The organism is Sporichthya polymorpha DSM 43042 (assembly GCF_000384115.1).
GTDB lineage: Bacteria > Actinomycetota > Actinomycetes > Sporichthyales > Sporichthyaceae > Sporichthya > Sporichthya polymorpha.
Genome location: NZ_KB913029.1, coordinates 2,244,760 through 2,267,294 on the forward strand (window position 1 = coordinate 2,244,760; position 22,535 = coordinate 2,267,294).

The 22,535-nt window shown below is 72.2% G+C and carries 22 protein-coding genes and 1 riboswitch; of the genes, 14 read left to right on the forward strand and 8 right to left on the reverse strand.

Going from position 1 to position 22,535, the window contains the following annotated elements:
• Positions 1 to 23 precede the first annotated feature (23 nt).
• A complete protein-coding gene (locus SPOPO_RS0111120; protein ID WP_019874852.1) occupies positions 24 to 1,148 on the forward strand; it encodes a magnesium and cobalt transport protein CorA in 1,125 nt (374 codons plus the stop codon).
• A 231-nt stretch (positions 1,149 to 1,379) separates the two neighbouring features.
• Here SPOPO_RS0111120 and SPOPO_RS0111125 read toward each other — a convergent pair whose 3' ends face one another.
• Positions 1,380 to 1,760 (reverse strand): nuclear transport factor 2 family protein, encoded by a 381-nt coding sequence (locus SPOPO_RS0111125; protein WP_019874853.1) that lies wholly within the window; start codon positions 1,758 to 1,760, stop codon positions 1,380 to 1,382.
• 136 nt (positions 1,761 to 1,896) lie between these two features.
• Here SPOPO_RS0111125 and SPOPO_RS0111130 point away from each other — a divergent pair, with 136 nt between their 5' ends.
• On the forward strand, positions 1,897 to 2,712 hold the full coding sequence (locus SPOPO_RS0111130) for a helix-turn-helix transcriptional regulator (protein WP_019874854.1): 816 nt from the start codon (positions 1,897 to 1,899) through the stop codon (positions 2,710 to 2,712).
• 268 nt (positions 2,713 to 2,980) lie between these two features.
• Here SPOPO_RS0111130 and SPOPO_RS0111135 read toward each other — a convergent pair whose 3' ends face one another.
• The 3 genes from SPOPO_RS0111135 to SPOPO_RS33720 all read right to left on the reverse strand — a co-directional run bounded on the left by SPOPO_RS0111135 (position 2,981) and on the right by SPOPO_RS33720 (position 5,276).
• Positions 2,981 to 4,186, reverse strand: coding sequence for a DUF1015 family protein (locus tag SPOPO_RS0111135; RefSeq protein ID WP_019874855.1), 1,206 nt, complete (start codon positions 4,184 to 4,186; stop codon positions 2,981 to 2,983).
• A gap of 52 nt (positions 4,187 to 4,238) precedes the next feature.
• Positions 4,239 to 4,676, reverse strand: coding sequence for a DUF4234 domain-containing protein (locus tag SPOPO_RS29025; protein WP_019874856.1), 438 nt, complete (start codon positions 4,674 to 4,676; stop codon positions 4,239 to 4,241).
• A 150-nt stretch (positions 4,677 to 4,826) separates the two neighbouring features.
• Complete coding sequence (locus SPOPO_RS33720) at positions 4,827 to 5,276, reverse strand: SRPBCC family protein (RefSeq protein WP_028984695.1); 450 nt, start codon at positions 5,274 to 5,276, stop codon at positions 4,827 to 4,829.
• A gap of 337 nt (positions 5,277 to 5,613) precedes the next feature.
• Between SPOPO_RS33720 and SPOPO_RS29030 the strand changes: the two genes are divergently transcribed.
• The 7 genes from SPOPO_RS29030 to SPOPO_RS0111185 all read left to right on the forward strand — a co-directional run bounded on the left by SPOPO_RS29030 (position 5,614) and on the right by SPOPO_RS0111185 (position 11,704).
• Entirely contained in the window at positions 5,614 to 6,195 is a 582-nt protein-coding gene (locus SPOPO_RS29030; protein ID WP_033384988.1) for a TlpA family protein disulfide reductase, read from the forward strand.
• A 292-nt stretch (positions 6,196 to 6,487) separates the two neighbouring features.
• Positions 6,488 to 7,183 (forward strand): hypothetical protein, encoded by a 696-nt coding sequence (locus SPOPO_RS0111160; protein WP_156869801.1) that lies wholly within the window; start codon positions 6,488 to 6,490, stop codon positions 7,181 to 7,183.
• 249 nt (positions 7,184 to 7,432) lie between these two features.
• On the forward strand, positions 7,433 to 7,780 hold the full coding sequence (locus tag SPOPO_RS0111165; protein ID WP_028984696.1) for a DUF3263 domain-containing protein: 348 nt from the start codon (positions 7,433 to 7,435) through the stop codon (positions 7,778 to 7,780).
• Between the two features lie 18 nt (positions 7,781 to 7,798).
• Positions 7,799 to 8,326 carry a LytR C-terminal domain-containing protein gene (locus tag SPOPO_RS29035; protein WP_019874862.1) on the forward strand — a complete coding sequence of 176 codons (528 nt, stop codon included), beginning with the start codon at positions 7,799 to 7,801 and terminating at the stop codon, positions 8,324 to 8,326.
• Positions 8,327 to 8,390: 64 nt separating this feature from the next.
• Positions 8,391 to 10,676, forward strand: coding sequence for a molybdopterin-dependent oxidoreductase (locus tag SPOPO_RS29040; RefSeq protein WP_084671009.1), 2,286 nt, complete (start codon positions 8,391 to 8,393; stop codon positions 10,674 to 10,676).
• A gap of 42 nt (positions 10,677 to 10,718) precedes the next feature.
• Positions 10,719 to 11,066: an ArsR/SmtB family transcription factor gene (locus tag SPOPO_RS0111180; protein WP_019874864.1), complete on the forward strand. Its 348-nt coding sequence runs from the start codon at positions 10,719 to 10,721 to the stop codon at positions 11,064 to 11,066.
• Positions 11,063 to 11,704: an SRPBCC family protein gene (locus SPOPO_RS0111185; protein WP_019874865.1), complete on the forward strand. Its 642-nt coding sequence runs from the start codon at positions 11,063 to 11,065 to the stop codon at positions 11,702 to 11,704. Before SPOPO_RS0111180 ends, SPOPO_RS0111185 begins: the two co-directional genes overlap by 4 nt.
• Before the next feature lie 148 nt (positions 11,705 to 11,852).
• Here the strand turns inward: SPOPO_RS0111185 and SPOPO_RS0111190 are convergent, their stop codons facing one another.
• Both SPOPO_RS0111190 and SPOPO_RS0111195 read right to left on the reverse strand, forming a co-directional pair.
• Positions 11,853 to 12,659 (reverse strand): HAD family hydrolase, encoded by an 807-nt coding sequence (locus tag SPOPO_RS0111190; protein ID WP_019874866.1) that lies wholly within the window; start codon positions 12,657 to 12,659, stop codon positions 11,853 to 11,855.
• Positions 12,656 to 13,654 (reverse strand): glucosyl-3-phosphoglycerate synthase, encoded by a 999-nt coding sequence (locus tag SPOPO_RS0111195; RefSeq protein ID WP_019874867.1) that lies wholly within the window; start codon positions 13,652 to 13,654, stop codon positions 12,656 to 12,658. Before SPOPO_RS0111195 ends, SPOPO_RS0111190 begins: the two co-directional genes overlap by 4 nt.
• A gap of 93 nt (positions 13,655 to 13,747) precedes the next feature.
• Positions 13,748 to 13,893, forward strand: a riboswitch (SAM riboswitch).
• A gap of 16 nt (positions 13,894 to 13,909) precedes the next feature.
• Here SPOPO_RS0111195 and thrC point away from each other — a divergent pair.
• From thrC to SPOPO_RS0111210, 3 genes are all read left to right on the forward strand, one after another.
• Positions 13,910 to 15,157: a threonine synthase gene (thrC, locus tag SPOPO_RS0111200; protein WP_019874868.1), complete on the forward strand. Its 1,248-nt coding sequence runs from the start codon at positions 13,910 to 13,912 to the stop codon at positions 15,155 to 15,157.
• A 132-nt stretch (positions 15,158 to 15,289) separates the two neighbouring features.
• Positions 15,290 to 15,493, forward strand: coding sequence for a cold-shock protein (locus tag SPOPO_RS0111205; RefSeq protein ID WP_019874869.1), 204 nt, complete (start codon positions 15,290 to 15,292; stop codon positions 15,491 to 15,493).
• Between the two features lie 61 nt (positions 15,494 to 15,554).
• Positions 15,555 to 16,205 (forward strand): pyridoxamine 5'-phosphate oxidase family protein, encoded by a 651-nt coding sequence (locus tag SPOPO_RS0111210; protein WP_019874870.1) that lies wholly within the window; start codon positions 15,555 to 15,557, stop codon positions 16,203 to 16,205.
• A 22-nt stretch (positions 16,206 to 16,227) separates the two neighbouring features.
• On the opposite strand, the gene SPOPO_RS0111215 is transcribed toward SPOPO_RS0111210, so the two are convergent.
• The gene (locus SPOPO_RS0111215) at positions 16,228 to 19,041 is read right to left on the reverse strand and encodes an AfsR/SARP family transcriptional regulator (protein WP_019874871.1); all 2,814 of its coding nucleotides are present in this window, start codon (positions 19,039 to 19,041) and stop codon (positions 16,228 to 16,230) included.
• A 133-nt stretch (positions 19,042 to 19,174) separates the two neighbouring features.
• On the opposite strand from SPOPO_RS0111215, the gene SPOPO_RS0111220 reads away from it, so the two are divergent.
• Positions 19,175 to 20,026 carry a class I SAM-dependent methyltransferase gene (locus SPOPO_RS0111220; RefSeq protein WP_019874872.1) on the forward strand — a complete coding sequence of 284 codons (852 nt, stop codon included), beginning with the start codon at positions 19,175 to 19,177 and terminating at the stop codon, positions 20,024 to 20,026.
• 82 nt (positions 20,027 to 20,108) lie between these two features.
• On the opposite strand, the gene SPOPO_RS0111230 is transcribed toward SPOPO_RS0111220, so the two are convergent.
• The gene (locus SPOPO_RS0111230; protein WP_019874873.1) at positions 20,109 to 20,600 is read right to left on the reverse strand and encodes a hypothetical protein; all 492 of its coding nucleotides are present in this window, start codon (positions 20,598 to 20,600) and stop codon (positions 20,109 to 20,111) included.
• Between the two features lie 247 nt (positions 20,601 to 20,847).
• On the opposite strand from SPOPO_RS0111230, the gene groL reads away from it, so the two are divergent.
• Positions 20,848 to 22,482 carry a chaperonin GroEL gene (gene groL, locus SPOPO_RS0111235; protein ID WP_019874874.1) on the forward strand — a complete coding sequence of 545 codons (1,635 nt, stop codon included), beginning with the start codon at positions 20,848 to 20,850 and terminating at the stop codon, positions 22,480 to 22,482.
• Positions 22,483 to 22,535: the final 53 nt, after the last annotated feature.

A 22,535-nucleotide genomic window follows, 5' to 3' on the forward strand; every position in this document is an offset into this window, starting at 1 on the left:
CGTCCCGGTCCTACGCTGAGCGCGTGACCGAGCTGGCGCAGCGACCCGGACGCTCCGGTCCGGTGCGCTGCGCCCGCTACGTCGGCGGCCGCCGGGTCGACCTGACCCTCGACGGCGCGTTCGCGGCCTGCTCCGCCGAAGGCTTCGTCTGGATCGAGTGCACCGACCCGACGCGGGAGGACATCGCCGCGGTCGCCACCGAGTTCCGGCTGCCCGAGCTCGCGGTCGCCGACGCCGTCGCCGCGCACCAGCGGCCGAAGCTCGAGGTGCACGGCGACATCCTGCTCGTCGTCCTCAAGCCGGTGCACTACGTCGACAGCTACGAGGTCGTCGAAGTCACCGAGGTAGCGCTGTTCCTCGGGCCGAGTTTCGTCGTGACGATCCGCCACGGCGACAACGACGTGCTCGACCGCGTGCGCCGCGACCTCGACTCCGGCGAGCACCCCGAGTTCGGCGTGGCCGGCGTGCTGTACCGAGTCGCGGACCGCGTCGTCGACGGCTACCGGGAAGCGATCGACTACATCTACGACGACGTCGACGACATCGAGGAGCAGGTCTTCGGCGGCGGTGATCAGGACCGCTCCGAACGGATCTACAGCCTCAAGCGCGAGGTCGCCGACTTCCGGCGCGCGGTCTCACCCCTGAGTCGGACGCTGGAGACCCTCGCCGACGGCCGGCACCCGGTGCTGACGCCCGCGGCCGAGCCGTACTTCCGCGGCGTCCACGACCACCTGCTGCGGGCGGCCGACAACGTCGAGGCCATCGACCGGCTGCTCTCCGACGTCCTGCAGGCGAACGTCGCGCAGGTGAGTGTCCGTCAGTCACAGATCCAGCTGCGCCAGAACGAGGACATGCGGCGGATCAGTGCCTGGGCCGCGATCGCGCTGGTGCCCACCGCGGTCGCCGGCATCTACGGCATGAACTTCGAGCACATGCCCGAGCTGGACTGGCAGTACGGGTACCCGCTGGTGCTCGGCGTGATCCTGACGATCTGCCTCGCGCTGTACTTCAACTTCCGGGCGCGCCACTGGCTGGGCGCGCCGGCGTCGGCGGAGAGTCAGGCGGACGGAGCGGGCCGCGTGCGGCGCGAGCTGAAGAGCCGGGCGAGAAAGCTGCGACGGACGGCCCGCTTCGGCTCCTGGTCGTAACCCGGCCACACCGGCGCGGTGCGCGACTGCGGCGGCGGCGGTCCCTCGAACAGGCCGTGGTGCAGATCCATCGTCTTCGTCCCCCCGGACTTGCGCACGCGGCGGTGCGTGCCGATCGTGCTTCGACGGTAGAGCTCCGAACTCCCGTGCGGGAGCCGTTCGGTCAGAGATCAACCGAACGATGGACCCCTATCGGCCGCACCGCCGCCGACCTGACCCGGGCGGCCGAACTCAAGCCGCCCGCGTGGCCGGTTCGCCGAAGAATCCGGCGACGTAGCGGAGCCGGCCGGCGTCGTCGACCAGGACGACGTCGGTGCCGGTGAGGACCGCCGTCCCGTCCGGGGCGACGAGCTCCCACGTGTAGCGCGCCAGGTCGTGGTGCGCGTCGAGCTCGCTGGTCCGGCGGAACGTGTGGCCGGGGAACTGGCTTTGCGCGGCGCCGGTCAACGCGAGGATCTCCGCGTGGCCGGTCCCGGTGAACGGCGGGTCGGCGAGCACGCCGTCGGGCGCCCAGACTTCGGCGATCAGCGCGGCCCGCGCGGCCTCGTCCGGGTCGCCGTAGGCCTGCAGCCAGGTGTCGACGGTGAGCTCGAGGGTGACGGTGGTGGTCATCAGGTGTCCTTTCGGCCGGTTCGGGTGGCACCACCGTCGGGTCCGGCGCGGGCGTTCTCAATTACGTCCGAGGTCATGACCGGCCATGACCTCGCAGGTAATCGCGGGCATGACCGCGCGCGGTTAGCGTCACGGGATGACCGAGCTGACCGTGGGCGCGTTGCTGCGCGACTGGCGCCGGCGGCGCCGGCTGAGCCAGCTGGACCTCGCGCTGGCCGTCAACGTCTCGACGCGGCACCTGAGCTTCGTCGAGACCGGCCGCTCCCGGCCGAGCGCCGAGCTCGTGCTGGCTCTCGCCGACGGCCTGGACATCCCGCTGCGGGAGCGGAACACGCTGCTGCTCGCCGCGGGCTACGCGCCGCGGTACCCGGTCCGGCCCCTGGAGGACACCGCGATGGATCCCGCCCGCGAGGCCGTCCAGCGCATGCTCGACGCCCACGACCCGTACCCCGGCATCGTCGTCGATCGGGCGTGGAACATCGTGCTCGCGAACACTTCCGCCGCCGCGATCACGGCCGGGCTCCCGGACGAGCTGCTCGGCCCGCCCGCGAACGTCTACCGGCTGAGCCTGCACCCCGAGGGCCTCGCGAAGCGGACGCGAAACTTCGGCGAGTGGGCCGCCCACCTGCTGCAGCAACTGCGTCGCTCGGTCGTCCTCACCGGCGATCCGGGGCTGGCGGCGCTGGAGGCCGAGGTCCGCGCGTACCCGGGGGTCGAGGAGGCTGTCGCCTCCGTCCCCGCCTCACCGCTGGAGCGCGCGCCCCTGCTCCTGCCGTTCCGCCTCGACCTCGGCAACGGGACCGAGCTCTCGCTGTTCACGACCCTGACGACCTTCGGCACCCCCCGCGACGTCACCCTCGACGAGCTCGCGGTCGAGCTGTTCTACCCCGCCGACGACGAGTCCGCCCGCCTCCTCGGCGGCCGCGGCTCCACCGCCTCGGCCCTCAACTGACGCCCGGGTGCGGCTCGCCGCCCCCAGCCCGCGCCGGCTGGGCTGTTCTCCACCGAGTGCGCAGTTGAGCACCGCCGGCGGCCCCTCGGCCGGTGCTCATCTGCGCACTGAGCGCAGATCGCGTCCACCCGGACGCCCCCGTGGCCCGCTGCTCATGCATGAGCAGAGTGTCGATTTCGCCGGACAAATCGGACACAAATCGACCACCCGCTCATGCATGAGCGGGGTGCGTGGTGAAATGCGTGGCGGGCCGCGGGGCGCCCGAGGATCAGGGCTCGAGGGAGCGGAAGACGGTCCCGGTCCGGGGCTTGGGCCAGAAGAACGTCGACTTCGGGGGCATCAGGCCGCGGGCGTCGGCGGTGGCGCGGATCTGCTCGACCGAGACGGGACGGAGCAGGATCGCCGCCTGAGCGCGCCCGCCGGTGACGGCGGCGACGGCGTGCCCGACCCCGTGCTGGTACTTCACCTCGGCGCCGAGGCCGTCGAGGGCATCGGCGACGCGGACCGAGTCCAACGGCTCGACCGCGTGCGGTTCGGCACCGTCGGGCCCGGGGCCGTCGACGGGATGCAGCAGCCGCAGCCCGTCGGGGGTCACCAGCGCGAGCGCCCGCTCGGCGACCAACCGCGCGACGACGTCCGGCCCCGGGAGCGGCTCCAGCTCCCCGATCTCGAAGTCGACCGCGAGGGCCCCGGCGAGGTCGACGTCCGCCCCGAGCCCGGAGATCAGCCGGTGGATCGGTTGGACCGTCAGCTGCTCGGCGTCCAGCTCGACGACCAGGCACAGCGTCGCGTTCGCGCCCGCGGGGGCGCCGTCCTCGCCGGCGAAGATCTGACAGGTCGAGTACCGGTGATGCCCGTCCGCGACGACGACGGGGTTCGACGACACCGCGTCGGTCACGGCCTTCACGGCGGCGGGAGAGTCGAGGCGCCAGAGCTCGTGGGTGACGCCGTCGGGGTCGTCCCAGCGGCCGAGGGGCTCGGCGGCGTCGAGGTCGATCAGGTCGGTGAGGCCGGACGTCAGCGACAGACCCCAGATCGCCGACAGGTTCGCCCGGGTCGCGCGCAGGAGCTCCAGCCGGTCGCTGTGCGCCTTCGGCGTCGTGTGCTCGTGGGGCAGGACGTCCGCCCGCGACTCCGCGTCGATGCCGAGCGCGCCGAGCACGCCGAGGGTGTGCCGCCGGGTCCCCGCCTCGTCGGTGAACGTCATCCGGTACGGGTAGAGCGCGGGCGCGTCGTCGACGAGGACACCCTCCGCCCGCCACCGCGCGAACAGCGCCGCCGCCCCGGCGTAGGCGCCGAGACCGCCCGAGTCCTCGGGGTCGGTCGGCATGTCGACGAGCACGACGTTGTGCGGGTGCTGCGCGACGAGCGCGGCCCGCTCCTCCGCGTCGATGACGTCGTAGGGCGGCGCCGTCACCGCCGCGAGGTCGTCGGTGGCGTAACGGATCCCGGCGAACGGCTCGAATCGCGGCATGCCGCGATCCTGTCAGCCCTGCACTGGAGATGACATCTCTTGTGCAGGGGCGTCAGGCGTAGTGGAAGACCTCGGTGCCGGCGGGGGCGCCGTAGCGGTCGACGACCTTGTTCAACTCGTCCTGGAGGTACAGGAGGCCGACGCCGAAGCAGACCCACATCAGGACGCCGGTGGCGGGGTCGCAGGTGACCGGGAGTCCGGCGGCGCGTTGGGCGGACTCGATGCGGCGGGCCATGCGGTGGAGGGCGAGGAACTGCGGGATGCCGATCGGCCACCCGAGGGCGAAGGCGGTGGTGTCGACCCGGTACGACCCGGGGATCCGCTCGTCGAACCGGGCGAGCTCCCGGTTCGCGCGCAGGAACCACACGACCCAGTAGACGCCCAACGTGGCGACGCCGAGGAACCACACCGCCGCCGGTCGGCGCCGTTTCGGCGCCGGGCCGTACGTCAGGATCTCCCGGCTGAGCAGTACCGACGTGTCCGGTGTCATCGCGCATCCCCCCGAACGCGGCCGGCCTCCCCAGAACGGCCGCGGTCCACCGAAACGCTAGGGCGATTTCAGTCCGTCCGCAGAGAAATCGTGAGAAATTCACGCGCCGCGCCGGGACGTCGTCACGAAGTGCACCCGGACGGCCGATCCTCAGCGTGCGGACTGCAGGTGCCGGCGCAGCCCCCGCTCGCCGGCGCGCATCATCAGCGCGTGGTTGGCCCGCAGCGCGGGCCGGGCGAAGGAGAAGGCGCGGAGCAGGGCACGGCGCACCTCGACCTCCTCGCCGAACTCCAGGATCGTCCCGCCGTCCGGGGCCGGGCGCAGCCGCCAGCGGCTGTGCCCGACGAGGTCCCCGGTCAGGCGCGCCTCCAGGACGCCGGCGTCCGGATCCTTCTGCGAGTGGTGCGCGGTCATGCGCAGCGAGTACGGAAGTGTCGACCGAACCTCAACTTCACAGGTCTGTTCGTCGATAGGACGGGTACTGCGGACCTGCGGCCACCAATGGGGGTATTCGTCCAGCTTTGCGAGGGTCTCGAACACTCGCGGTGCGGGCGCGTCCACCAGCCAGTGACTGCGGAACACGTAGAAGTGTCGGCTCACCCGATCAAGTGTGGCGACGCCAGTGAAATTGGACGGAACCGGACCGGATCAGTGCACGTCTCACCTTTGCTGCGAGTCGGGGGACGGCACGCGGCGGGCCCACAGCGGCCCACGGTCCGCAGTGTCGATGGAGGTTCGAATGCGCCGGTGGTTCTCCCGGATGCGTCCTTCGCATCACGTGTCGGAGCCGGTCCCCGTGGCCGCGTCGCAGGCCCGGATCCCCGCCCCCACGGTCGGTGACCGTCTGGCGTTCATCCCGGCCCAGCGCGACCGTCGCGCGCACCTCGGCTCCTGAGGCCCGCGCAAGTTCCTCCACCACACTTCCTACGATGGTCGCGTGCGAGCCGGCCGTCTTCTCGCCGCTGTGGCGGCGACCCTCGTCGCGCTGACCGCGTGCGGCGCCGAGGACGGCCCCGCGACGCCCGGCGGTGACCGCGGGTTCGTCTCCGGAACCGGCGCCGTCACGATCATCGCCCCGCAGGACCGGGGCGAGCCGATCGCGCTGGCCGGCGAGAAGGTCGGCGGCGGGACGCTGGACCTGGCCGCGCTGCGGGGCAAGATCGTTCTGCTCAACGTCTGGGGCTCCTGGTGCGCGCCGTGCCGCAAGGAGGCTCCCTACCTGCAGGCGGCGTGGGACCAGACCCGCAAGCTCGGGGACGTCCAGTTCGTCGGACTGAACACGCGCGACGACGCCGTCGGCGCCGCGGAGGCCTTCGAACGCCGCTTCGGTATCACCTATCCGAGCCTGCGCGACAACGACGGCCGCCTGCAGTTGGTGTTCCGGGCGACGCTGCCGCCGCGGGCGATCCCGTCGACGATCGTGCTCGACCGGCAGGGCCGGGTCGCCGCGCGCATCATCGGTGAGGGTTCTCGCGCGACTTTCGTGGGTCTGGTTGACCAGATCCGATCCGAGGCGTGACGCCCGGCTGAGGCGCCCCCAGCCGCCCGCCCGATTTGCCCGTCGGCAATAGCGGACAAACGCCGGCAACCCACCCTCGGAGGGTGAGGAGCCTGTGACGGAAAGTAATTGCCGGCGTCCCTAAAGTTATGAAGAACTCACGGAACCGCAGGTCAGCGGCCTGCGTCTCACCGCGGACAAGAGCAGAAGCACCGCAGGGGTCACGGACTGATGCGGCTGGGGGGTTGCCCAGACCATGACCGGTGCTTCGCACACTTCACACCAGGGGGATCCACCAATGTCCGGTCTTTCCATGCGTACCCGCGTTCTCACCGTCGCCGTCTCCGGCGCGATCGTCGCCCCGTTCGCCCTGATGGGCGGCTCCGCCTCGGCCGTCGAGGCCCCGATCGTCGGCGACGTCGCCGCGGTCGACAGCCTCCTCGGTGGTGCCGGCGGCGGCCTGCTCGGCGGCGACCTCGTCGGCGGCGTCCTCGGCACGGCCACCGGTACCGTCGGCGGCGTGCTCGGCGGCACCGGCCTCGACCCGGTCAACACGGTCACCGGCGTGGCGGCCGACCCGCTGTCGGTCGTCGAGACCCTGCCGCTCGGCGACGTCCTCGGCGCCGACGTCCTCTCCACCGTCACCGACCTGGTCGACCTGGAGAACGTCCTCGAGACCGTCACGAACCTCGTCGACCTCGACGGCATCATCAAGACCGTCACCGACCTGGTCGGCTCCGTCACCGACGCGCTGAACCTGGACGAGCTGCTCGGCCTGCCGGTCAAGGTCACCAAGCCGGCCGGTGAGGTCAAGGGCGCGGCGAAGCCCGCGAAGACCACGAAGACCACGAAGGCCGCCAAGCCCGCCACCGTCGAGGCCGGCGCGCTGCCCGCGACCGGTGGCAACGCCGACCTGACCGCGCTGCTCCTCTGCGCGGGCCTGGCCGTCGCCGGCACCGGTGTCACCCTGGTGACCCGCCGCCGCGGCAGCATCCTCGGCGCCGCCTGAACTCCGGGCTCGAACTCGGGGCAGAGGTCGATGCGCTGACCCCGGACTGAACGTCGCGAACGCCCGTCACCGCACCGCGGTGGCGGGCGTTTCGTCGGTGTCGCGGGGCGTGTGCGATGCTGGCCGGACTTACCGGCGGTAGCGCCCGCGTAGGGAATGACAGCAGTGTCATTCAGCCGTAGACTGGCGATGCCGCCGTCGAAAGCGGGCGGTCGGAAGAACCCCTCGGACGCTTCGGAGGTCTACTCGATGGAAGCCGCAGCAGCCGCGTCGGAGCGCAGCGCCCAGGTCGCCGCCGAGCTTGAGCTCGCGGAGCCGGGATCGGTGACGTTCGACGGTCCGGCCGGCGCGCTTCCGGAGCGGGACCGCGAGATCCTCGCCTTCGAGCGCCAGTGGTGGCGCTACGCGGGGGCCAAGGAGCAGGCCATCCGTGAGCTGTTCGGGATGTCCGCGAACCGGTACTACCAGATCCTCAACGCCCTGATCGACCACCCGGACGCCATGGCCTACGACCCGATGCTGGTCAAGCGCCTGCGCCGGCTGCGTTCGGCCCGGCAGCGCGCGCGGTCCGCGCGCCGCCTCGGCCTCGACGCCTGAGGTCCCCGGCCGTCTGACATGGCCCCCGGCGAGCCCCGGCGCGGCGCCTCGCTGCTGAGCATCCTCGCCTCCTCGGCGCTGGCCGCCCTGGCCGTGATCGTGCTGGTGGGGGTGCTGATCCTCGCGTTCGGCACCGACGACGACCCCGAGGCCGAGCAGGCCGCCCCGGTCGCGACCGCCTCGCCCGCGCCCGGGCAGCCCGCCGCGCCGACCCCGACGCCCGCGTCGGCCACCCCCACGCCGCGCCCGACCCCGCGGCCGGCGGCGAAGGTGCCCGTCGTCGTGTTCAACCAGACGACGGTCCGCGGCCTCGGCCAGACCTTCGCCGACGACCTGACCGCCGGGGGCTGGACCGTGGCCGGCGTCGACGACTGGCGCGGCAACGTGCCGGCGACGACGGTCTACTTCCCGCCGGGGCTGCGACCCGTGGCGAAGGCCCTGATGGGGCAATTCCCCCAGATCGGGAGGATTCGCCCGGCATTCGCCGGCATCTCGAGCACCCAACTGACCGTCATCCTGAGTAAGGACTTCCCCACGTCTGGATGAGATGTCGGCGGGCTTGGGGAGCGCGTGACCGGACCGTTTCGCACCCTGCGGTAGAACTCGTCAGGTGCCCGCCGTCCCCCACACCTGCCCGCTCTGCGAGGCCAGTTGTGGGTTGCTGGTCAGCGTGGACGACGACGGGTCCGTCCTGGAGATCCGGGGAGACCCGGACGACGTCCTGTCCCAGGGCTTTCTGTGCCCCAAGGGCGTCGCGGTCAAGAGCCTCCACACCGACCCCGACCGCCTGCGCACGCCGATGGTCCGCTGGGGCGGGATGCTCCGCGAGGCGACCTGGACGGAGGCCTTCGACGAGATCGCGCACCGACTCCCGGCGCTGCAGGAGCGGCACGGGCGGGACTGCATCGCGGTCTTCTCCGGCGTCTCCGCCGACCACGCGCTCGGGCCGCTGCTCTACACCGAGTCGCTGATTCAGGCCCTCGGCACGCGGAACGTCTTCTCGGCGGCGTCGCTGAACTCGCGGCCGCGGCACGTGGTCTCCGGGATGCTCTACGGCAACCCGTTCACGACGCCGGTGCCGGACATCGACCGCAGCGACTTCGTGATCATGATCGGCGCGAACCCGGTCGTCTCGAACGGCAGCATGCTGACCGCGCCGGACCTGCGCTCGAAGCTGCGCGCGCTGCGGCGCCGCGGCGGGCGCATCGTCGTTGTGGACCCGCGGCGCACCGAGTCCGCCGACGGCGCCGACGAGCACCTGCGCGTCCGGCCCGGCACCGACGGGCTGCTGCTGCTCGCGATGCTGAACGTCCTGCTCACCGAGGGGCTGGTGAACCTCGGCGACCTCGCGGACTTCGTCGACGGCGTCGACGGGATCGCGTCCCTGGCCGAGGGCATCACGCCCGAACGCGTCGAGCGGCGCACCGAGGTCGACGCGGGGAGCATCCGCCGGGTCGTGCGGGAGTTCGCGCGGGCGGACGCCGGCGTCGTCTACGGGCGGATCGGGGCGTCGACGACGTCGTTCGCGACGGTGACGACGTGGCTGATCGACGTCCTCAACGTGCTGACCGGCAACCTCGACCGCCCCGGCGGCGCGATGTTCCCCCAGCCCGGCCACGGCGGGCTGCCGAACTCGCCGCGCAAGGGCGTGCCGCCGGAGCCGTTCACCCTCGACGGGCCGCGCAGCCGGGTGAGCCGGCGGCCGGTCCTGCTCGGCGAGGTGCCGGCGGCGGCGCTCGCCGAGGAGATCGACACCCCGGGTTTCGGTCAGGTCCGCGGCCTGATCACGATCGGCGGCAACCCGGCGCGGTCGATCCCGAACTCCAAGCGGCTGTACGCGGCGCTGAACTCGCTCGACCTGATGATCAGCGTCGACACGTACCTGAACGAGACCTCCGCCCTCGCGGACGTCGTGCTGCCGGTGCCGTCGATTCTCGAGCGGTCGCACTACGAGCTGATCCACTACAACTACGCGTACCGCAACGTCGCGAAGTACTCGCCGCCGGTGCTGGACCTGCCGATCGGCATGTACCCGGAGTGGGAGACGATCGCCCGCCTCGCGCTGATCGCGGCGAACGGGTCGTACGAGGGTGTCGAGGAGTTCGACGACCGACTCGCTGCCGCGCTCGCGGTGCGCGAGGGGATTCCGCTCGACCAGGTCGGCGAGGGTCTGCGCGGCCCGGAGCGGTTGCTCGACATCCTGCTGCAGGCGGGGGAGTACGGGCTGACGATGGAGCACCTGCAGCTGAGTCCGAACGGGCTCGAGCTCGGGGATCTCGAGCCACGGCTGCCGGAGGCGTTGCTGACCGAGGACCGCCGCATCCATCTCGCGCCCCAAGAGTTTCTGACGGATGCTCAGCGAGTGCGGGCGCTGCTCGACGCCCCTGCCGGTGAAGGGATGCTGCTTGTCGGCCGGCGGCACCTGCGGTCGAAGAACTCGTGGCTGCACAACCTCTCGGCGATGGTCACCGGGCCGCGGCGGTGCACGTTGCAGGTCAACGAGGAGGACGCTTACCGTCTGGGCCTGCGCAACGGCGGCCGCGCGCTCGTGACCTCCGCCGCGGGCCGCCTCGTCGCCAGCGTCGAGATCACCGACGAGGTCCTTCCCGGCGTCGTCTCCCTGCCGCACGGCTGGGGCCACGACGAGCCTCAGGCCCGCATGACCGTCGCGGCCGAGCGGCCGGGCGTCAACGTCAATCTCCTGACCGACGACGCCGACATCGACCCGCTCACCGGCAATGCGGTCTTCAACGGCGTCCGCGTCACCGTCGTCGCCCATGCCGGCGACGCCCCCGACGAGGAACAGCCCATGCCCAACCGCCGCCAGGGCTTCGAGCGGCGCCGCACCCCCCGCGGCCCCGGGGGCATCGGCCCCGAGTCCTTCGGCCCCGCCTGATGATTTCTGGTTTATATAACGAGCAGCTCATATAGTAGCGCCATGGAAGCGTTCGACGTGCTCGGGGACCCGGTGCGGCGACGGATCCTGGAGCTGCTCGCCGGCGGGGAGCGGACGGCCGGGGAGGTCGTCGCGGTGATCGCCGCGGAGTTCGGGTTGACGCAGCCCGCGGTGTCGCGGCAGCTGCGGATCCTGCGTGAGAGCGGGTTCGCGGTCGTCCGGCCCGAGGGGACGCGGCGGTTGTACGCGCTGCAGGACGCCGGGCTCCGGGACGTCGAGGCCTGGCTCGGACGCCTGCGCGCCAAGTGGGAACAGCGCCTGGACGCCCTCGGCACCGAGCTGGCTCGCGGCCGTCGCCAACGTCGCACGACCCCGGAGGAGACATCGTGAAGGACCTGATCGCCGAGCTGAACACCGTCGCGCGCCGCGTCGAGCGGGAGGGCGACCACGCCGGGCCCGGGCAGGAGGGAGACGTTTACGTCGTCGAACTCACGCGCACCTACGACGCCGATCCCGCGGACGTCTGGGAGGCGATCACCAACCCCGAGCGGATCGTCCGGTGGTTCGCCAAGGTGAGCGGGGACCTGCGTCGCGGTGGGCGCTACGCGATCGAGGGCAATGCCTCGGGCGCGATCACCGAGTGCGACCCGCCCGCGCGCCTCGCACTCGACTGGGAGTTCGGCGACACGACCAGCTGGGTCACCGTCGACCTCGCGCCGGTCGCCGGCGACCGCTGCGAGCTCCGGCTGCGCCACCGGCACGTCCGGGACGAGCACTGGGTGACCTACGGTCCCGGCGCGACCGGCGTCGGTTGGGACCTCTCGCTGCTCGGCCTCGCCTGGCACCTCGAAGGCGGGGAGCGCGGCGAGGACACCGCCGCCGCCTTTCTGGCCCACCCCGAGGGCCGCGACTTCATCCGCGGCGCCGCGACGTCCTGGGGCGAGGCCCATCAGGCCGCCGGCGCCCCTGCCGAGGTCGCCACCCGCTCCGCCCAGGCCACCGCCGACGCCTTCGCCCCGCCCGCCTGACCCCGCCTGTGGAAAAGAAAGGGTGACACCCCTTACTGCGCAGTAAGGGGTGTCACCCTTTCTGGACGTCGGCCGGTGGAAAAGAAGGGGTGTCACCCCTGGTGAAACGAGTGGGGTCGTTGGGGCCGTTGGGGTCGGTGCGGGTGGGTCAGGAGTCGAGGGCCCAGCGGACGGCCTCGACCCAGCCGAGGCCGTTCTCGCCCTGACAGACCGTCAGGTTGTCGGGGACGCCGTGCTCGACGACATGGGCGCCGTTCGCGGTGAGGAAGAACCGCCGGACGAACGGGGCCATCTCGAGGTCGCTGCGGGAGTCGCCGATCGCGATCGCCTGATCCGGCGTCAGACCGCGACGGGCGAGGTCGGCGGCGATGCCGGTTCCCTTGGTGATGCCGTCGGCCATCAGGTGGTAGACGTGCAGCTGGTGGCCGTCGGGGGTCAGGCCGGCGGCGGCGGGGAGCCGGCCGTTGTCGTGCAGCCGCAGCCACGGCAGGTCCCGCTCGGCGAGCCACTTCTCGACCTCGGCGACGTCGGCGCGGCCACGGAGCATCACGTCCGCCTCGTGGCCGAGGTGCCAGGGGTCGTAGAGCTCGAGCTGGCCGGGGAAGGCCGCCGCGATCTCCTCGACCAGCCCGATCTCCATGACGACGTCGTAGAGATTGCCGTCGAACTCGGGCGGCATGGCGCCGCGGAGGACCTCGTGCTCGATGCCGTAGCGCCAGCCGATGACGGCGCCGAGCTCGCCGACGAACCCGTCCGCGCCGAAGATGCGCGCGGCCTCGGAGAGCTGCAGGCGCGTCCGCCCCGACACCAGCACGAGCGTGACGTCCGCGCGCAGCAGGTCGTGCAGCGCCGCCGCGGGTTCGAGGGTCGGCTCCAGGTCCGCGCGTCGCAGGAAGCAACCCCGCGCCCCGACCATCGTGCCGTCCAGGTCGCTGTAGACGATCCGAATGCTCACGCCGTACGGGTCCTCGCGTCCAGGACGGCGCGGTGCGCGCGGTACTCGGGCAACGTCATCACCGGCGGCCGTTCGCGCCCGGTCACGTCGTGGGTCGCGACCTCGATCTCGCCGTCGATGCGCGTGAACTGCGTCAGCGTCGCCGGCGGCGCGGGGTGCGCCCGGCCGGGGACCGATCGCCCGAACCGCGCGGACGCCGCCTGCCAGATCTGCGCGGCCATGCGCCCGAGCGCGGCGTCGTCCTGGTGCCGGTGGTGCCGGCTGCCGAGGTCGACCTGCGCGATCGCGTCGAGCCCGCGCAGCGCGAGGGTGTCGACGAGCAGCGCGATCTCGACGCCGTAGCCGCACGGGAACGGCAGCTGTTCGAGCAGCTCGCGGCGGGCGGCGTACTCGCCCGCGAGCGGCTGGACGACGCCCGCGAGCTCCGGCCAGTGCAGGTTCAGCAGCGGCCGCGCGACGAGTTCGGTGACGCGTCCCCCACCGGCGGGCAGCACCGAGCCGCCGTTGGTCAGCGGCCGGTCGTAGAGGCCCTTGACGAGCGCGACGTCCGGGTCCGCGAGCAGCGGTCCGAGCAGCCCGACGACGATCTCGGGCCGGAACCGCTCGAGGTCCGCGTCGACGAACACGACGAGGTCGCCGGTGCTCACGAGCAGTGACCGCCAGAGCACCTCGCCCTTGCCCGGGACGGACGGGATCCGCGGCAGGACGTCGTCGCGGGGGACGACGCGCGCCCCGGCGGCGAAGGCCCGCTCCGCGGTGCGGTCGGTGCTGCCGGAGTCGATCACCAGCAGCTCGTCGACCAGCGGGGTCCGCTCGACGAGTTCGCGGCCGATCGCCTCGACGATCGCGCCGACCGTCGCCTCCTCGTTGAGCGCGGGGAGGACGACGCTCACCGTGACGTCCGCCGCATTTTTCGCGGCCAGCACCTGCGTCGGTGACCAGTCCGCGAGCCCGCTGGTGCGGCGCTCGAACCACTCCCTGACCTGGGCCTGCACGCCGCTCCTCGCCGCTCGCGCTCCGTCCTGCCGGGCCGTCTACCCGACAGGGCACTCTCCATCTTCGTCTACGATGAACACCACAACTGAACACGCTCATCCAGAGGGGCTGAGAGATACGGCTCGGTGAAGCCCCGGCAACCACCCGCTAACTCCGCCGCGATCCGTTCGGATCCGGTGCGCGGGAGACGGTGCCAACTCCGTCCCGGTCGTGAATCCGCCGCCGGGGAAGATGAGGAGAGGAACTCCCTAGCCATGACGTCTGCACCCCCGGCCCCCCGTCTCCTGGGCAGTGCCACCGGCCTGAGCTGTCGCGAATGCGGCTCCGCCTACGAGATCGGCCCCCTCTACGCCTGCGGCGAGTGTTTCGGCCCGCTCGAGGTCGCGTACGACTTCCCGACGATCACGCGCGCCACCATCGAGGCCGGCCCCACCAACATCTGGCGCTACAAGGACCTGCTCCCGGTCCCGTCCCACGTCGCCGAGACCAAGACGCTCGACCCGGGCTGGACGAAGCTGATCCGCGCCGACAACCTCGCCGCCGAGCTCGGCATGAAGCGGCTGTGGGTGAAGGACGACTCCGGCAACCCGACGCACTCGTTCAAGGACCGCGTCGTCGCCGTCGCGCTGGCCGCGGCCCGCGAGCTCGGCTTCACCGTCCTCGCCTGCCCGTCGACCGGCAACCTGGCCAACGCCGTTGCCGCGGCCGCCGCCCGCGCCGGCATCAAGTCGGTCGTGATGATCCCGGCCGACCTCGAGCAGCAGAAGATCCTCACGACCGCCGTCTACGCGGGCACGCTGCTCGCCGTCGAGGGCAACTACGACGACGTCAACCGCCTCGCCTCCGAACTCGCCGGCGAGGAGGAGGACTGGGCGTTCGTGAACGTCAACGTCCGCCCGTACTACGCCGAGGGTTCGAAGACGCTCGGGTACGAGGTCGCCGAGCAGCTCGGCTGGCGCATCCCGCCGCAGACGGTCATCCCGATCGCGTCCGGCTCGCAGCTGACGAAGGTCGACAAGGCCTACACCGAGTTCGCGAAGCTCGGCTTGGTCGAGGAGACGCCGTACAAGATCTTCGGCGCCCAGGCGACCGGGTGCTCCCCGGTCTCGGTGGCGTTCAAGGACGGCCGCGACTTCGTCGCCCCGGTCCGGCCCGACACCATCGCCAAGTCGCTCGCGATCGGCAATCCGGCCGACGGTCCGTACGTGCTCGACGTCTGCCGGCGCACCGGTGGCACGGTCGAGGACGTCTCCGACGACGAGGTCGTCGAGGGCATGAAGCTCCTCGCCCGGACCGAGGGCATCTTCGGCGAGACTGCGGGCGGTGTCACGATCGCGACGCTGCGCAAGCTCCTCGCGACCGGCCAGCTCGATCCGGACGTCGAGACCGTCGTGTTCAACACCGGTGACGGGCTCAAGACGCTCGACGCGATCGCCGCCCACGTCGGGCCGACCGCCACCATCAAGCCGACGATGGCGTCGTACCGCTCCGCCGGGATCTGACGCGGGGTCGCGGGCGGCTCCGGGCGTCCGAAGCGGGCTCACTCTCGCGTGCGAAACCTCTGTTCTGGGCTTGTGCTGAACGCTAATGTCAGCGGCGTCACATCAAGTTCAGCTCGGCACCAGGAGAGACCGATGCCTCAAGGCACCGTCAAATGGTTCAACGCGGAGAAGGGTTACGGCTTCATCGCGGTCGACGGTGGCGCGGACGTGTTCGTGCACTACTCGGCAATTCAGGCTGATGGTTACCGCTCCCTCGACGAGGGCCAGCGGGTCGAGTTCGAGATCGCCCAGGGCGCCAAGGGCCCCCAGGCGGACGCGGTTCGCGCCATCGCCTAGATCGAACCTGTAAGGCCGGGATTCGTCCCGGAGGTCCGCCGGTCGTCTGTACGGTGTCCAGATGTCCACGGACGACTCAAGTCTGCCCGGCTCCGACGGCGAGCACGCAGCCCAGGAGCGCTGGGACGCGGTCGATCGGGCCCGCACGTTCTACGACCGTCAGATGCTCGACCACCTCAACGAGGCCATGCGCGAGTTCATCGCGCGCCAGGAGATGGTCTTTCTCGCCACCGCCGACGCCCGCGGTGAGTGCGACTCCTCGTTCCGGGCCGGTGAGCCCGGCTTCGTCGTCGCGCTCGACGAGCGGACGCTCGTCTACCCCGAACTGCGCGGCAACGGCGTCTACGCCAGCCTCGGCAACATCACCGAGAACGCCCACGTCGGGCTGATGTTCGTCGACTTCTTCGACGATCTGATCGGGCTTCACGTCAACGGTGCCGCCACGATCCTCGAGCATGAGGACCTCCTCGCCGACGAGCGCGTGACGGTCCCGCTGCTGGAGATGCTGACCCGTCAGGGCGGCCGCCGGCCGGAGCGCTGGGTCGCGGTGCACGTCCACGAGGCGTACATCCACTGCTCGAAGCACATCCCACGCCTGGCGAAGCTGGACCGTCAGCTCGACTGGGGCACCGACGACACCAAGCGCAAGGGCGGGGACTACTTCAAAGTCGGCGAGACCAAGCGCGAGGCGTCCCCGAACGTCGAAGCCTGACTCCCTGCCAGATGAGGGTCCCTCACCCGGCGGCGCGCGCCAGCACCGACCGGGCGAACGCGACGGCCTGGGGTCCGGTGGGAACGGGCCCGTCCCCGTCCGGTCGGCCGGTCAGCGGTGACGGCCTCCCGGCGGCGACCAGCGCCCGGTGGACGGTGCCGGCCGCCTCGTCCGCCCCGATCCGGGCCAGTAAGCGCGCGACGTAGCGCAGGTTGAGCCACTGCTGGGTCCAGTCGCCGACGCGGTCCCAGTGGTCGAGCACGGCGAGGAAGGCCCGGGCCGCCGCGGCCGGGTCGCCGTGCACCCCGCGGGTGGCGGCGGCCTCCATCAGGGCGATGCCCTCCCACCAGAAGTTGTGCACCTCCGCGGCGAGACGCGCGGCCTCGTCGAACCGGGCCAGGGCGAGTTGCGGCTCCGACTTCTTCTGCACGAGCCCGAGGGCGTACTGGCCCATCGATCGGGCGGTCGGGTTCCCGCACCGCTCGGCGACCTCGACGCTCTCCTCGGCCGCCACGCGCCCGGCCTCCGGGTTCCGGAGCACGGCGGAACACACCGCCAGGTAGTACAGCGTCCACACCAGGCGGACGGGCTCACCCGTCTCCCGAGCCCGGGCGCACTCGGCCTCGTAGTGCCGGCGGGCGAACTCGGCGTCGCCCTCGACGAGCGCGACGTCGGCCCGCACGTCGACGGCGTACGCGACGCGGGCGGTGCCCGGCGCGGGGACGCGGTCCTCGGCCAGTCCGGCCGGGGCCCGCGCCCGCCCGAGCGCGCCCTTGTTCCAGGCCGCGCGGGCGGCGGCGCCGACGGCGACGACGTAGAGCGGGTGGGCGGGGTCGGCGAAGCTCAGTGCGCGCTCGGCCCACTCGCCGGACTCGAAGCCGACGCGGACGTGGAGGACCTCCGGCGTCGCGGCGACGATGCGCAGCGCGAGGTCGGCGTCCCCGGTCCGCTCGGCGTACCCGAACGCGACGCGGAAGTTGTCCGAGTCGGGCAGGACGCGCTCGATCCACTCCCGCTCGGCCGGACCGTGCGCGCCGCGCGCGGCACGGTTCGCGAGGTCGGCGTAGTACTCGGCGTGCCGGCGGGCGAGGTCGGCGGCGGCGCCGTCCTCTCGGATTCGGTCGCGCCCGAACGCGCGCAGGGTCTCCAGGACGCGGTAGCGCGTCCGCCGCGTGGCGCCGTTGGTGACGACCATCGACCGGTCCACGAGCGCGGTCAGGGCGTCGAGCGTGTGAAGGTCCGAGCCGCCGGGCTGGCCGCAGACGCCGTGCGCGGCCTCGAGGTCGAAGCCGCCCGCGAACACCGAGAGCCGCCGGAACAGGTCACGCTCGGGCGGGGCGAGCAGGTCGTAGGACCAGCCGATCGCCGCGTCGAGGCTGCGGTGGCGCGGTTCGGCGGCCCGTGGGCCGCCCGAGAGCAGACCGCCGGCGTCGAGTCGCTCGGCGATCTCCACCGCGCTCATCGCGCCGGTCCGGGCGGCCGCGAGCTCGATCGCGAGCGGAAGCCCGTCGAGGCGCCCGCAGATCCCCGTCACCGCGGCGGCGACGTCCGGGTCGTCGGCGGGGAAGTCCGGTCGCTGCGCCCGGGCCCGGTGGGCGAACAGCTCGGCGGCGTCCGCCGCCGACAGGGCGGGGACGGGCCAGACCTGCTCGCCGTCGACGCCGAGGCGTTCGCGGCTCGTCGCGAGGACGGAGACGTCGGGGCAGTGGGCCAGGAGCCGGGCCGCGAGGGCGGCGGCGGAGTCCAGGACGTGCTCGCAGTTGTCGAGGATCAGCAGTAACCGACGGGTGCTCAGATACTCGACGACCCGCTCCTCGATGCTGAGCCCGGCGCGCTGCCGGATCCCGAGCGCGGCGGCTACGGCGTGCCCGATCGGGCTGCCGTCGGAGAGCGGCGCGAGTTCGCACAGCCAGACCCCGTCGGGCGCGGCGTCGCGGTCCCGGGCGGCCGCCTGCAACGCCAGGCGCGACTTGCCGACGCCCCCGGGCCCGGTGATGGTCACCAACGGCGCCTTGGCCAGCGCCTCCCGGACGGCCTCGACCTCGGCACCGCGGCCGATGAACGAGGTCGCCCGGCGAGGGAGGTTTCCCGGGGCCGGGCGGGCCGGGGTCAGTGCGGGGTCCTGCTCCAGGATCCGCAGGTACAGCGACCGCGCGGGTTCGGAGGGCTCGACGCCCATCTCCTCGTCGAGCCGTTCGCGCAGCGCGTGGAAGGCGGCGAGGGCGTCGGACTGCCGGCCGGCCGCGTAGAGCGCCTGCATCAGCTGCACCGCGGGTCGTTCCCGGTTCGGGAAGCGCCGGACGGTCGCCTCCAGATCGGCGACGGCCTCGGACCCGCGGCCGAGCGCGAGCAGGGCGTCGACCCGCTCCTCCTCGGCCGTCCGGCGCAGTTCGGCGAGCCGCGCCGCCTCGGCCTCGGCGAAGTCGCGGTCGGCGAACTCGGCGAGGGCGTCGCCCCGCCACAGGGCGAGCGCGCGGTCGTAGAGCTCCAGCGCGTCGGCGGGTTCGGCCGTCCGGGCCGCCGCGATCACCCGTTCGGCCTCGGCCACGTCGTACTCGCCCTCCTCGACGCACAGCACGTAGCCGCCGGCGCGGAAGTCCAGCCGGCTCGCGTCGTCGAGCACGCCGCGGATGCGCGAGACGTGCGCCCGCAGCGCGCTCGCGGCCCCGGGCGGGACTTCGTCGCCCCAGACGGCGTCGGCCAGGGCGTCCGTGGGGACGACCGTCCCGCGGCGCAGCAGCAGCGCCGTGATCAACGCGCGCGGCTTCGGGCCCCCGACGCCGACGACCTGACCATCCATCAGCAGGTCGAGCGGGCCGAGCACGCGGAAGAACATGCGCCGTTCCTCCGACGGGTCAGGGTGTCAGTCGATTGCAACGCGGGTGCAAGCCGGTGGCGTGAGCGTAGGGCCCGTTCACCGCCAGACGCGATCAGTAAAAGACGCGACCACCCCAGAGGACACCACCACCATGACTGCAACGCTCCCGAGCCAGACACCGGCCGACGCCGCGGCGGCGGACGCCGCGCTCAAGGCCAAGCACCGGGCCCTGTGGGCCTCCGGCGACTATGCCGCCGTCGCGGCGGAGGTCATCCCCTCCCTCGGTGCGGCCCTCGTCCGCCGCACCGGCATCACGGCGGGCACCCGCGTGCTCGACGTCGCCGCGGGCAGCGGCAACGCCTCGATCCCGGCGGCGCTGGCCGGGGCGTCGGTCACCGCCTCCGACCTGACGCCCGAACTGTTCGACGCCGGCCGCATCGCCGCCCGGGCCGCGGGCGTGGAGCTCGCGTGGGTCGAGGCCGACGCGGAGCACCTGCCGTTCGCGACCGGCGAGTTCGACGCCGCGATCTCCTGCGTCGGCGTCATGTTCGCGCCGCACCATCAGCAGGCGGCCGACGAGCTGCTCCGCGTCGTGCGCCCCGGCGGGCGGATCGGCGTCCTGTCCTGGACCCCGACCGGTTTCATCGGCGAGATGTTCGCGGCGATGAAGCCGTTCGCCCCGCCCCCGCCCGGGGCCTCCCCGGCCCCGCTGTGGGGCGACGAGGCCCACGTCCGCGCGCTGTTCGGCGACCGGGTCACCGGCGTCGAGGCCCACCGCGAGCACCTCGACGTCACCCGGTTCCGCGACGCGGTGAGCTTCCGCGAGTACTTCAAGGCCTGCTACGGCCCGACGATCGCGGTCTACAAGGCCAACGCCGAGCACCCGGACCGCATTGCGGCCCTCGACGCCGCCCTGGTTGAACTCGCGTCGCGGCACCTCGCGACCTCAGTCGGCCCCGGCATGCAGTGGGAGTACCTCACGGTGACCGCGACCCGGGCCTGAGCCCGCCGTCAGGCGAGGCAGGGGCCGCTCAGCTCGAGCCCGACGAGCAGGAGCCCGGTCAGGGCGACAGCGGCCGCGGCGATCAGCACGACTCCGCTGAGGAACCGGCGGCGAGTGATCGCCCCGATCCCGGCCGCCACACCGCCGCCGCGACGGCGAGGCACAGCAGCGTCGCGAAGGTGATCCAGCCGCCCGGGCCGACGTCGATGTCGCGGATGTCGTCGAAGTCGGCGGCCGCCGAGTACGGCCGGTAGGCCTCGGGCGGGTCGGCGAGCTCGGTGACGAGGGCGAACGCAGGGACGCCGGTCGCGGTGAGCAAGGCCGGCGTCGCCCAGGCGGGTCCGCGCCCGTGCACCGCCGCGGCGGCGGTGAGGCCGGCGAGCGCCAGGGCCAGCGCGAGAAAGTAGGGCCAGGCCCCGCTCCCGAGCAGGGTGTGGTCCGGGCTCCGACCGCCGGAATGCAGGACGGCGGCGTAGCCGGGGAGGATGCCGCCCAGGACGAGCAGCGCGCCGATCGCACCGGCTCCGATCCAGGCCGCCGATGTCCGCGCTGGGGTGACCTCGGTCGTGGCCACGGCCGGAGCCTAGACCCGCGTTGATCTTGGTGTCTCGCTCCGGGAGGCTGAGCCCGGATCCCAAGCTTGCACTCTCGGGTGGCGAGTGCTAATCATGGGGCTAGCACTCGTGTCATGAGAGTGACAGCACCACAGACCGGCCGGTGAGGCCGGAGGGTCCGGCGCGAAAGGGGTCGCCGGCGCTCCGGTCGTCCGTCGCGGGCACCGCCCGGCTCTGCATCCACCCCATCTGGGAGGACCCAACAGCATGGCCAAGATCATCGCCTTCGACGAGGAGGCGCGGCGCGGTCTCGAGCGCGGCATGAACGCCCTCGCGGACGCCGTCAAGGTGACGCTGGGCCCCAAGGGCCGCAACGTCGTCCTCGAGAAGAAGTGGGGAGCGCCGACGATCACCAACGACGGTGTCTCCATCGCCAAGGAGATCGACCTCGAGGACCCGTGGGAGAAGATCGGCGCCGAGCTCGTCAAGGAGGTCGCGAAGAAGACCGACGACGTTGCTGGTGACGGCACCACCACGGCGACCGTGCTGGCCCAGGCGCTCGTGCGCGAGGGTCTGCGCAACGTCGCCGCCGGCGCGAACCCGATGTCCCTGAAGAAGGGCATCGAGGCCGCTGTCGAGCGCGTCAGCGAAGAGCTCATCAACATCGCCAAGCCGGTGGAGACCAAGGAGCAGATCGCTGCTACCGCCTCCATCTCGGCGGCCGACAACACCATCGGCGAGATGATCGCCGAGGCGATGGACAAGGTCGGCAAGGAAGGCGTCATCACCGTCGAGGAGAGCAACACCTTCGGCCTTGAGCTCGAGCTCACCGAGGGCATGCGCTTCGACAAGGGCTACATCAGCCCGTACTTCTGGACCGACCCGGAGCGCATGGAGGCGGTCCTCGAGGACCCGTACGTCCTCCTCGTCGAGTCCAAGATCAGCTCGGTGAAGGACCTGCTCCCGCTGCTGGAGAAGGTCATGCAGTCCGGCAAGCCGCTGGCGATCATCGCCGAGGACGTCGAGGGTGAGGCCCTCGCGACCCTCGTCGTGAACAAGGTCCGGGGCACGTTCAAGTCCGTCGCCGTCAAGGCCCCGGGCTTCGGCGACCGCCGCAAGGCCATGCTCCAGGACATCGCCACCCTGACGGGTGGTCAGGTCATCAGCGAGACCGTCGGCCTCAAGCTCGAGACCGCCGGCCTGGACCTGCTCGGCCGCGCTCGCAAGGTCGTCGTCACCAAGGACGAGACGACGATCGTCGAGGGTGCCGGCGACGCCGACCAGATCGCGGGTCGCGTCAACCAGATCCGCGCCGAGATCGAGCGCTCGGACAGCGACTACGACCGCGAGAAGCTGCAGGAGCGCCTGGCCAAGCTGGCCGGCGGTGTTGCGGTCATCAAGGCCGGCGCTGCGACCGAGGTCGAGCTCAAGGAGCGCAAGCACCGCATCGAGGACGCCGTTCGCAACGCGAAGGCGGCCGTCGAGGAGGGCATCGTCGCCGGTGGTGGCGTGGCCCTGCTCCAGGCCGGCAAGACCGCGTTCGAGAAGCTTGACCTCGAGGGCGACGAGGCCACGGGCGCCAACATCGTCAAGGTTGCGCTCTCGGCTCCGCTGAAGCAGATCGCCGTGAACGCCGGCCTTGAGGGCGGCGTCGTGGCGGAGAAGGTCAGCAACCTCGAGATCGGCCACGGCCTCAACGCCGCGACCGGCGAGTACGTCGACCTGATCGCCGCCGGGATCATCGACCCGGCCAAGGTCACCCGCTCCGCGCTGCAGAACGCCGCGTCGATCGCCGGCCTCTTCCTCACCACCGAGGCCGTCATCGCCGACAAGCCGGAGAAGGAGAACGCCGCCGCGGCTGCCGCCGGTGGCATGGGTGGCATGGGCGGCATGGACTTCTGAGTCCAGCTCCTCGCGCCACCAGCACGACCAGCATTAACTCATCCGAAGGCCCC

Bases quoted from the DNA above. Each gene is read 5' to 3' on its own strand.
- SPOPO_RS0111125 (WP_019874853.1), bottom strand. From the start codon at position 1,760: ATGACCACCACCGTCACCCTCGAGCTCACCGTCGACACCTGGCTGCAG.
- SPOPO_RS0111130 (WP_019874854.1), top strand. From the start codon at position 1,897: ATGACCGAGCTGACCGTGGGCGCGTTGCTGCGCGACTGGCGCCGGCGG.
- SPOPO_RS0111135 (WP_019874855.1), bottom strand. From the start codon at position 4,186: ATGCCGCGATTCGAGCCGTTCGCCGGGATCCGTTACGCCACCGACGAC.
- SPOPO_RS29025 (WP_019874856.1), bottom strand. From the start codon at position 4,676: ATGACACCGGACACGTCGGTACTGCTCAGCCGGGAGATCCTGACGTAC.
- SPOPO_RS0111160 (WP_156869801.1), top strand. From the start codon at position 6,488: ATGCGTACCCGCGTTCTCACCGTCGCCGTCTCCGGCGCGATCGTCGCC.
- SPOPO_RS0111165 (WP_028984696.1), top strand. From the start codon at position 7,433: ATGGAAGCCGCAGCAGCCGCGTCGGAGCGCAGCGCCCAGGTCGCCGCC.
- SPOPO_RS29035 (WP_019874862.1), top strand. From the start codon at position 7,799: ATGGCCCCCGGCGAGCCCCGGCGCGGCGCCTCGCTGCTGAGCATCCTC.
- SPOPO_RS0111180 (WP_019874864.1), top strand. From the start codon at position 10,719: ATGGAAGCGTTCGACGTGCTCGGGGACCCGGTGCGGCGACGGATCCTG.
- thrC (WP_019874868.1), top strand. From the start codon at position 13,910: ATGACGTCTGCACCCCCGGCCCCCCGTCTCCTGGGCAGTGCCACCGGC.
- SPOPO_RS0111205 (WP_019874869.1), top strand. From the start codon at position 15,290: ATGCCTCAAGGCACCGTCAAATGGTTCAACGCGGAGAAGGGTTACGGC.
- SPOPO_RS0111210 (WP_019874870.1), top strand. From the start codon at position 15,555: ATGTCCACGGACGACTCAAGTCTGCCCGGCTCCGACGGCGAGCACGCA.
- SPOPO_RS0111215 (WP_019874871.1), bottom strand. From the start codon at position 19,041: ATGTTCTTCCGCGTGCTCGGCCCGCTCGACCTGCTGATGGATGGTCAG.
- SPOPO_RS0111220 (WP_019874872.1), top strand. From the start codon at position 19,175: ATGACTGCAACGCTCCCGAGCCAGACACCGGCCGACGCCGCGGCGGCG.
- groL (WP_019874874.1), top strand. From the start codon at position 20,848: ATGGCCAAGATCATCGCCTTCGACGAGGAGGCGCGGCGCGGTCTCGAG.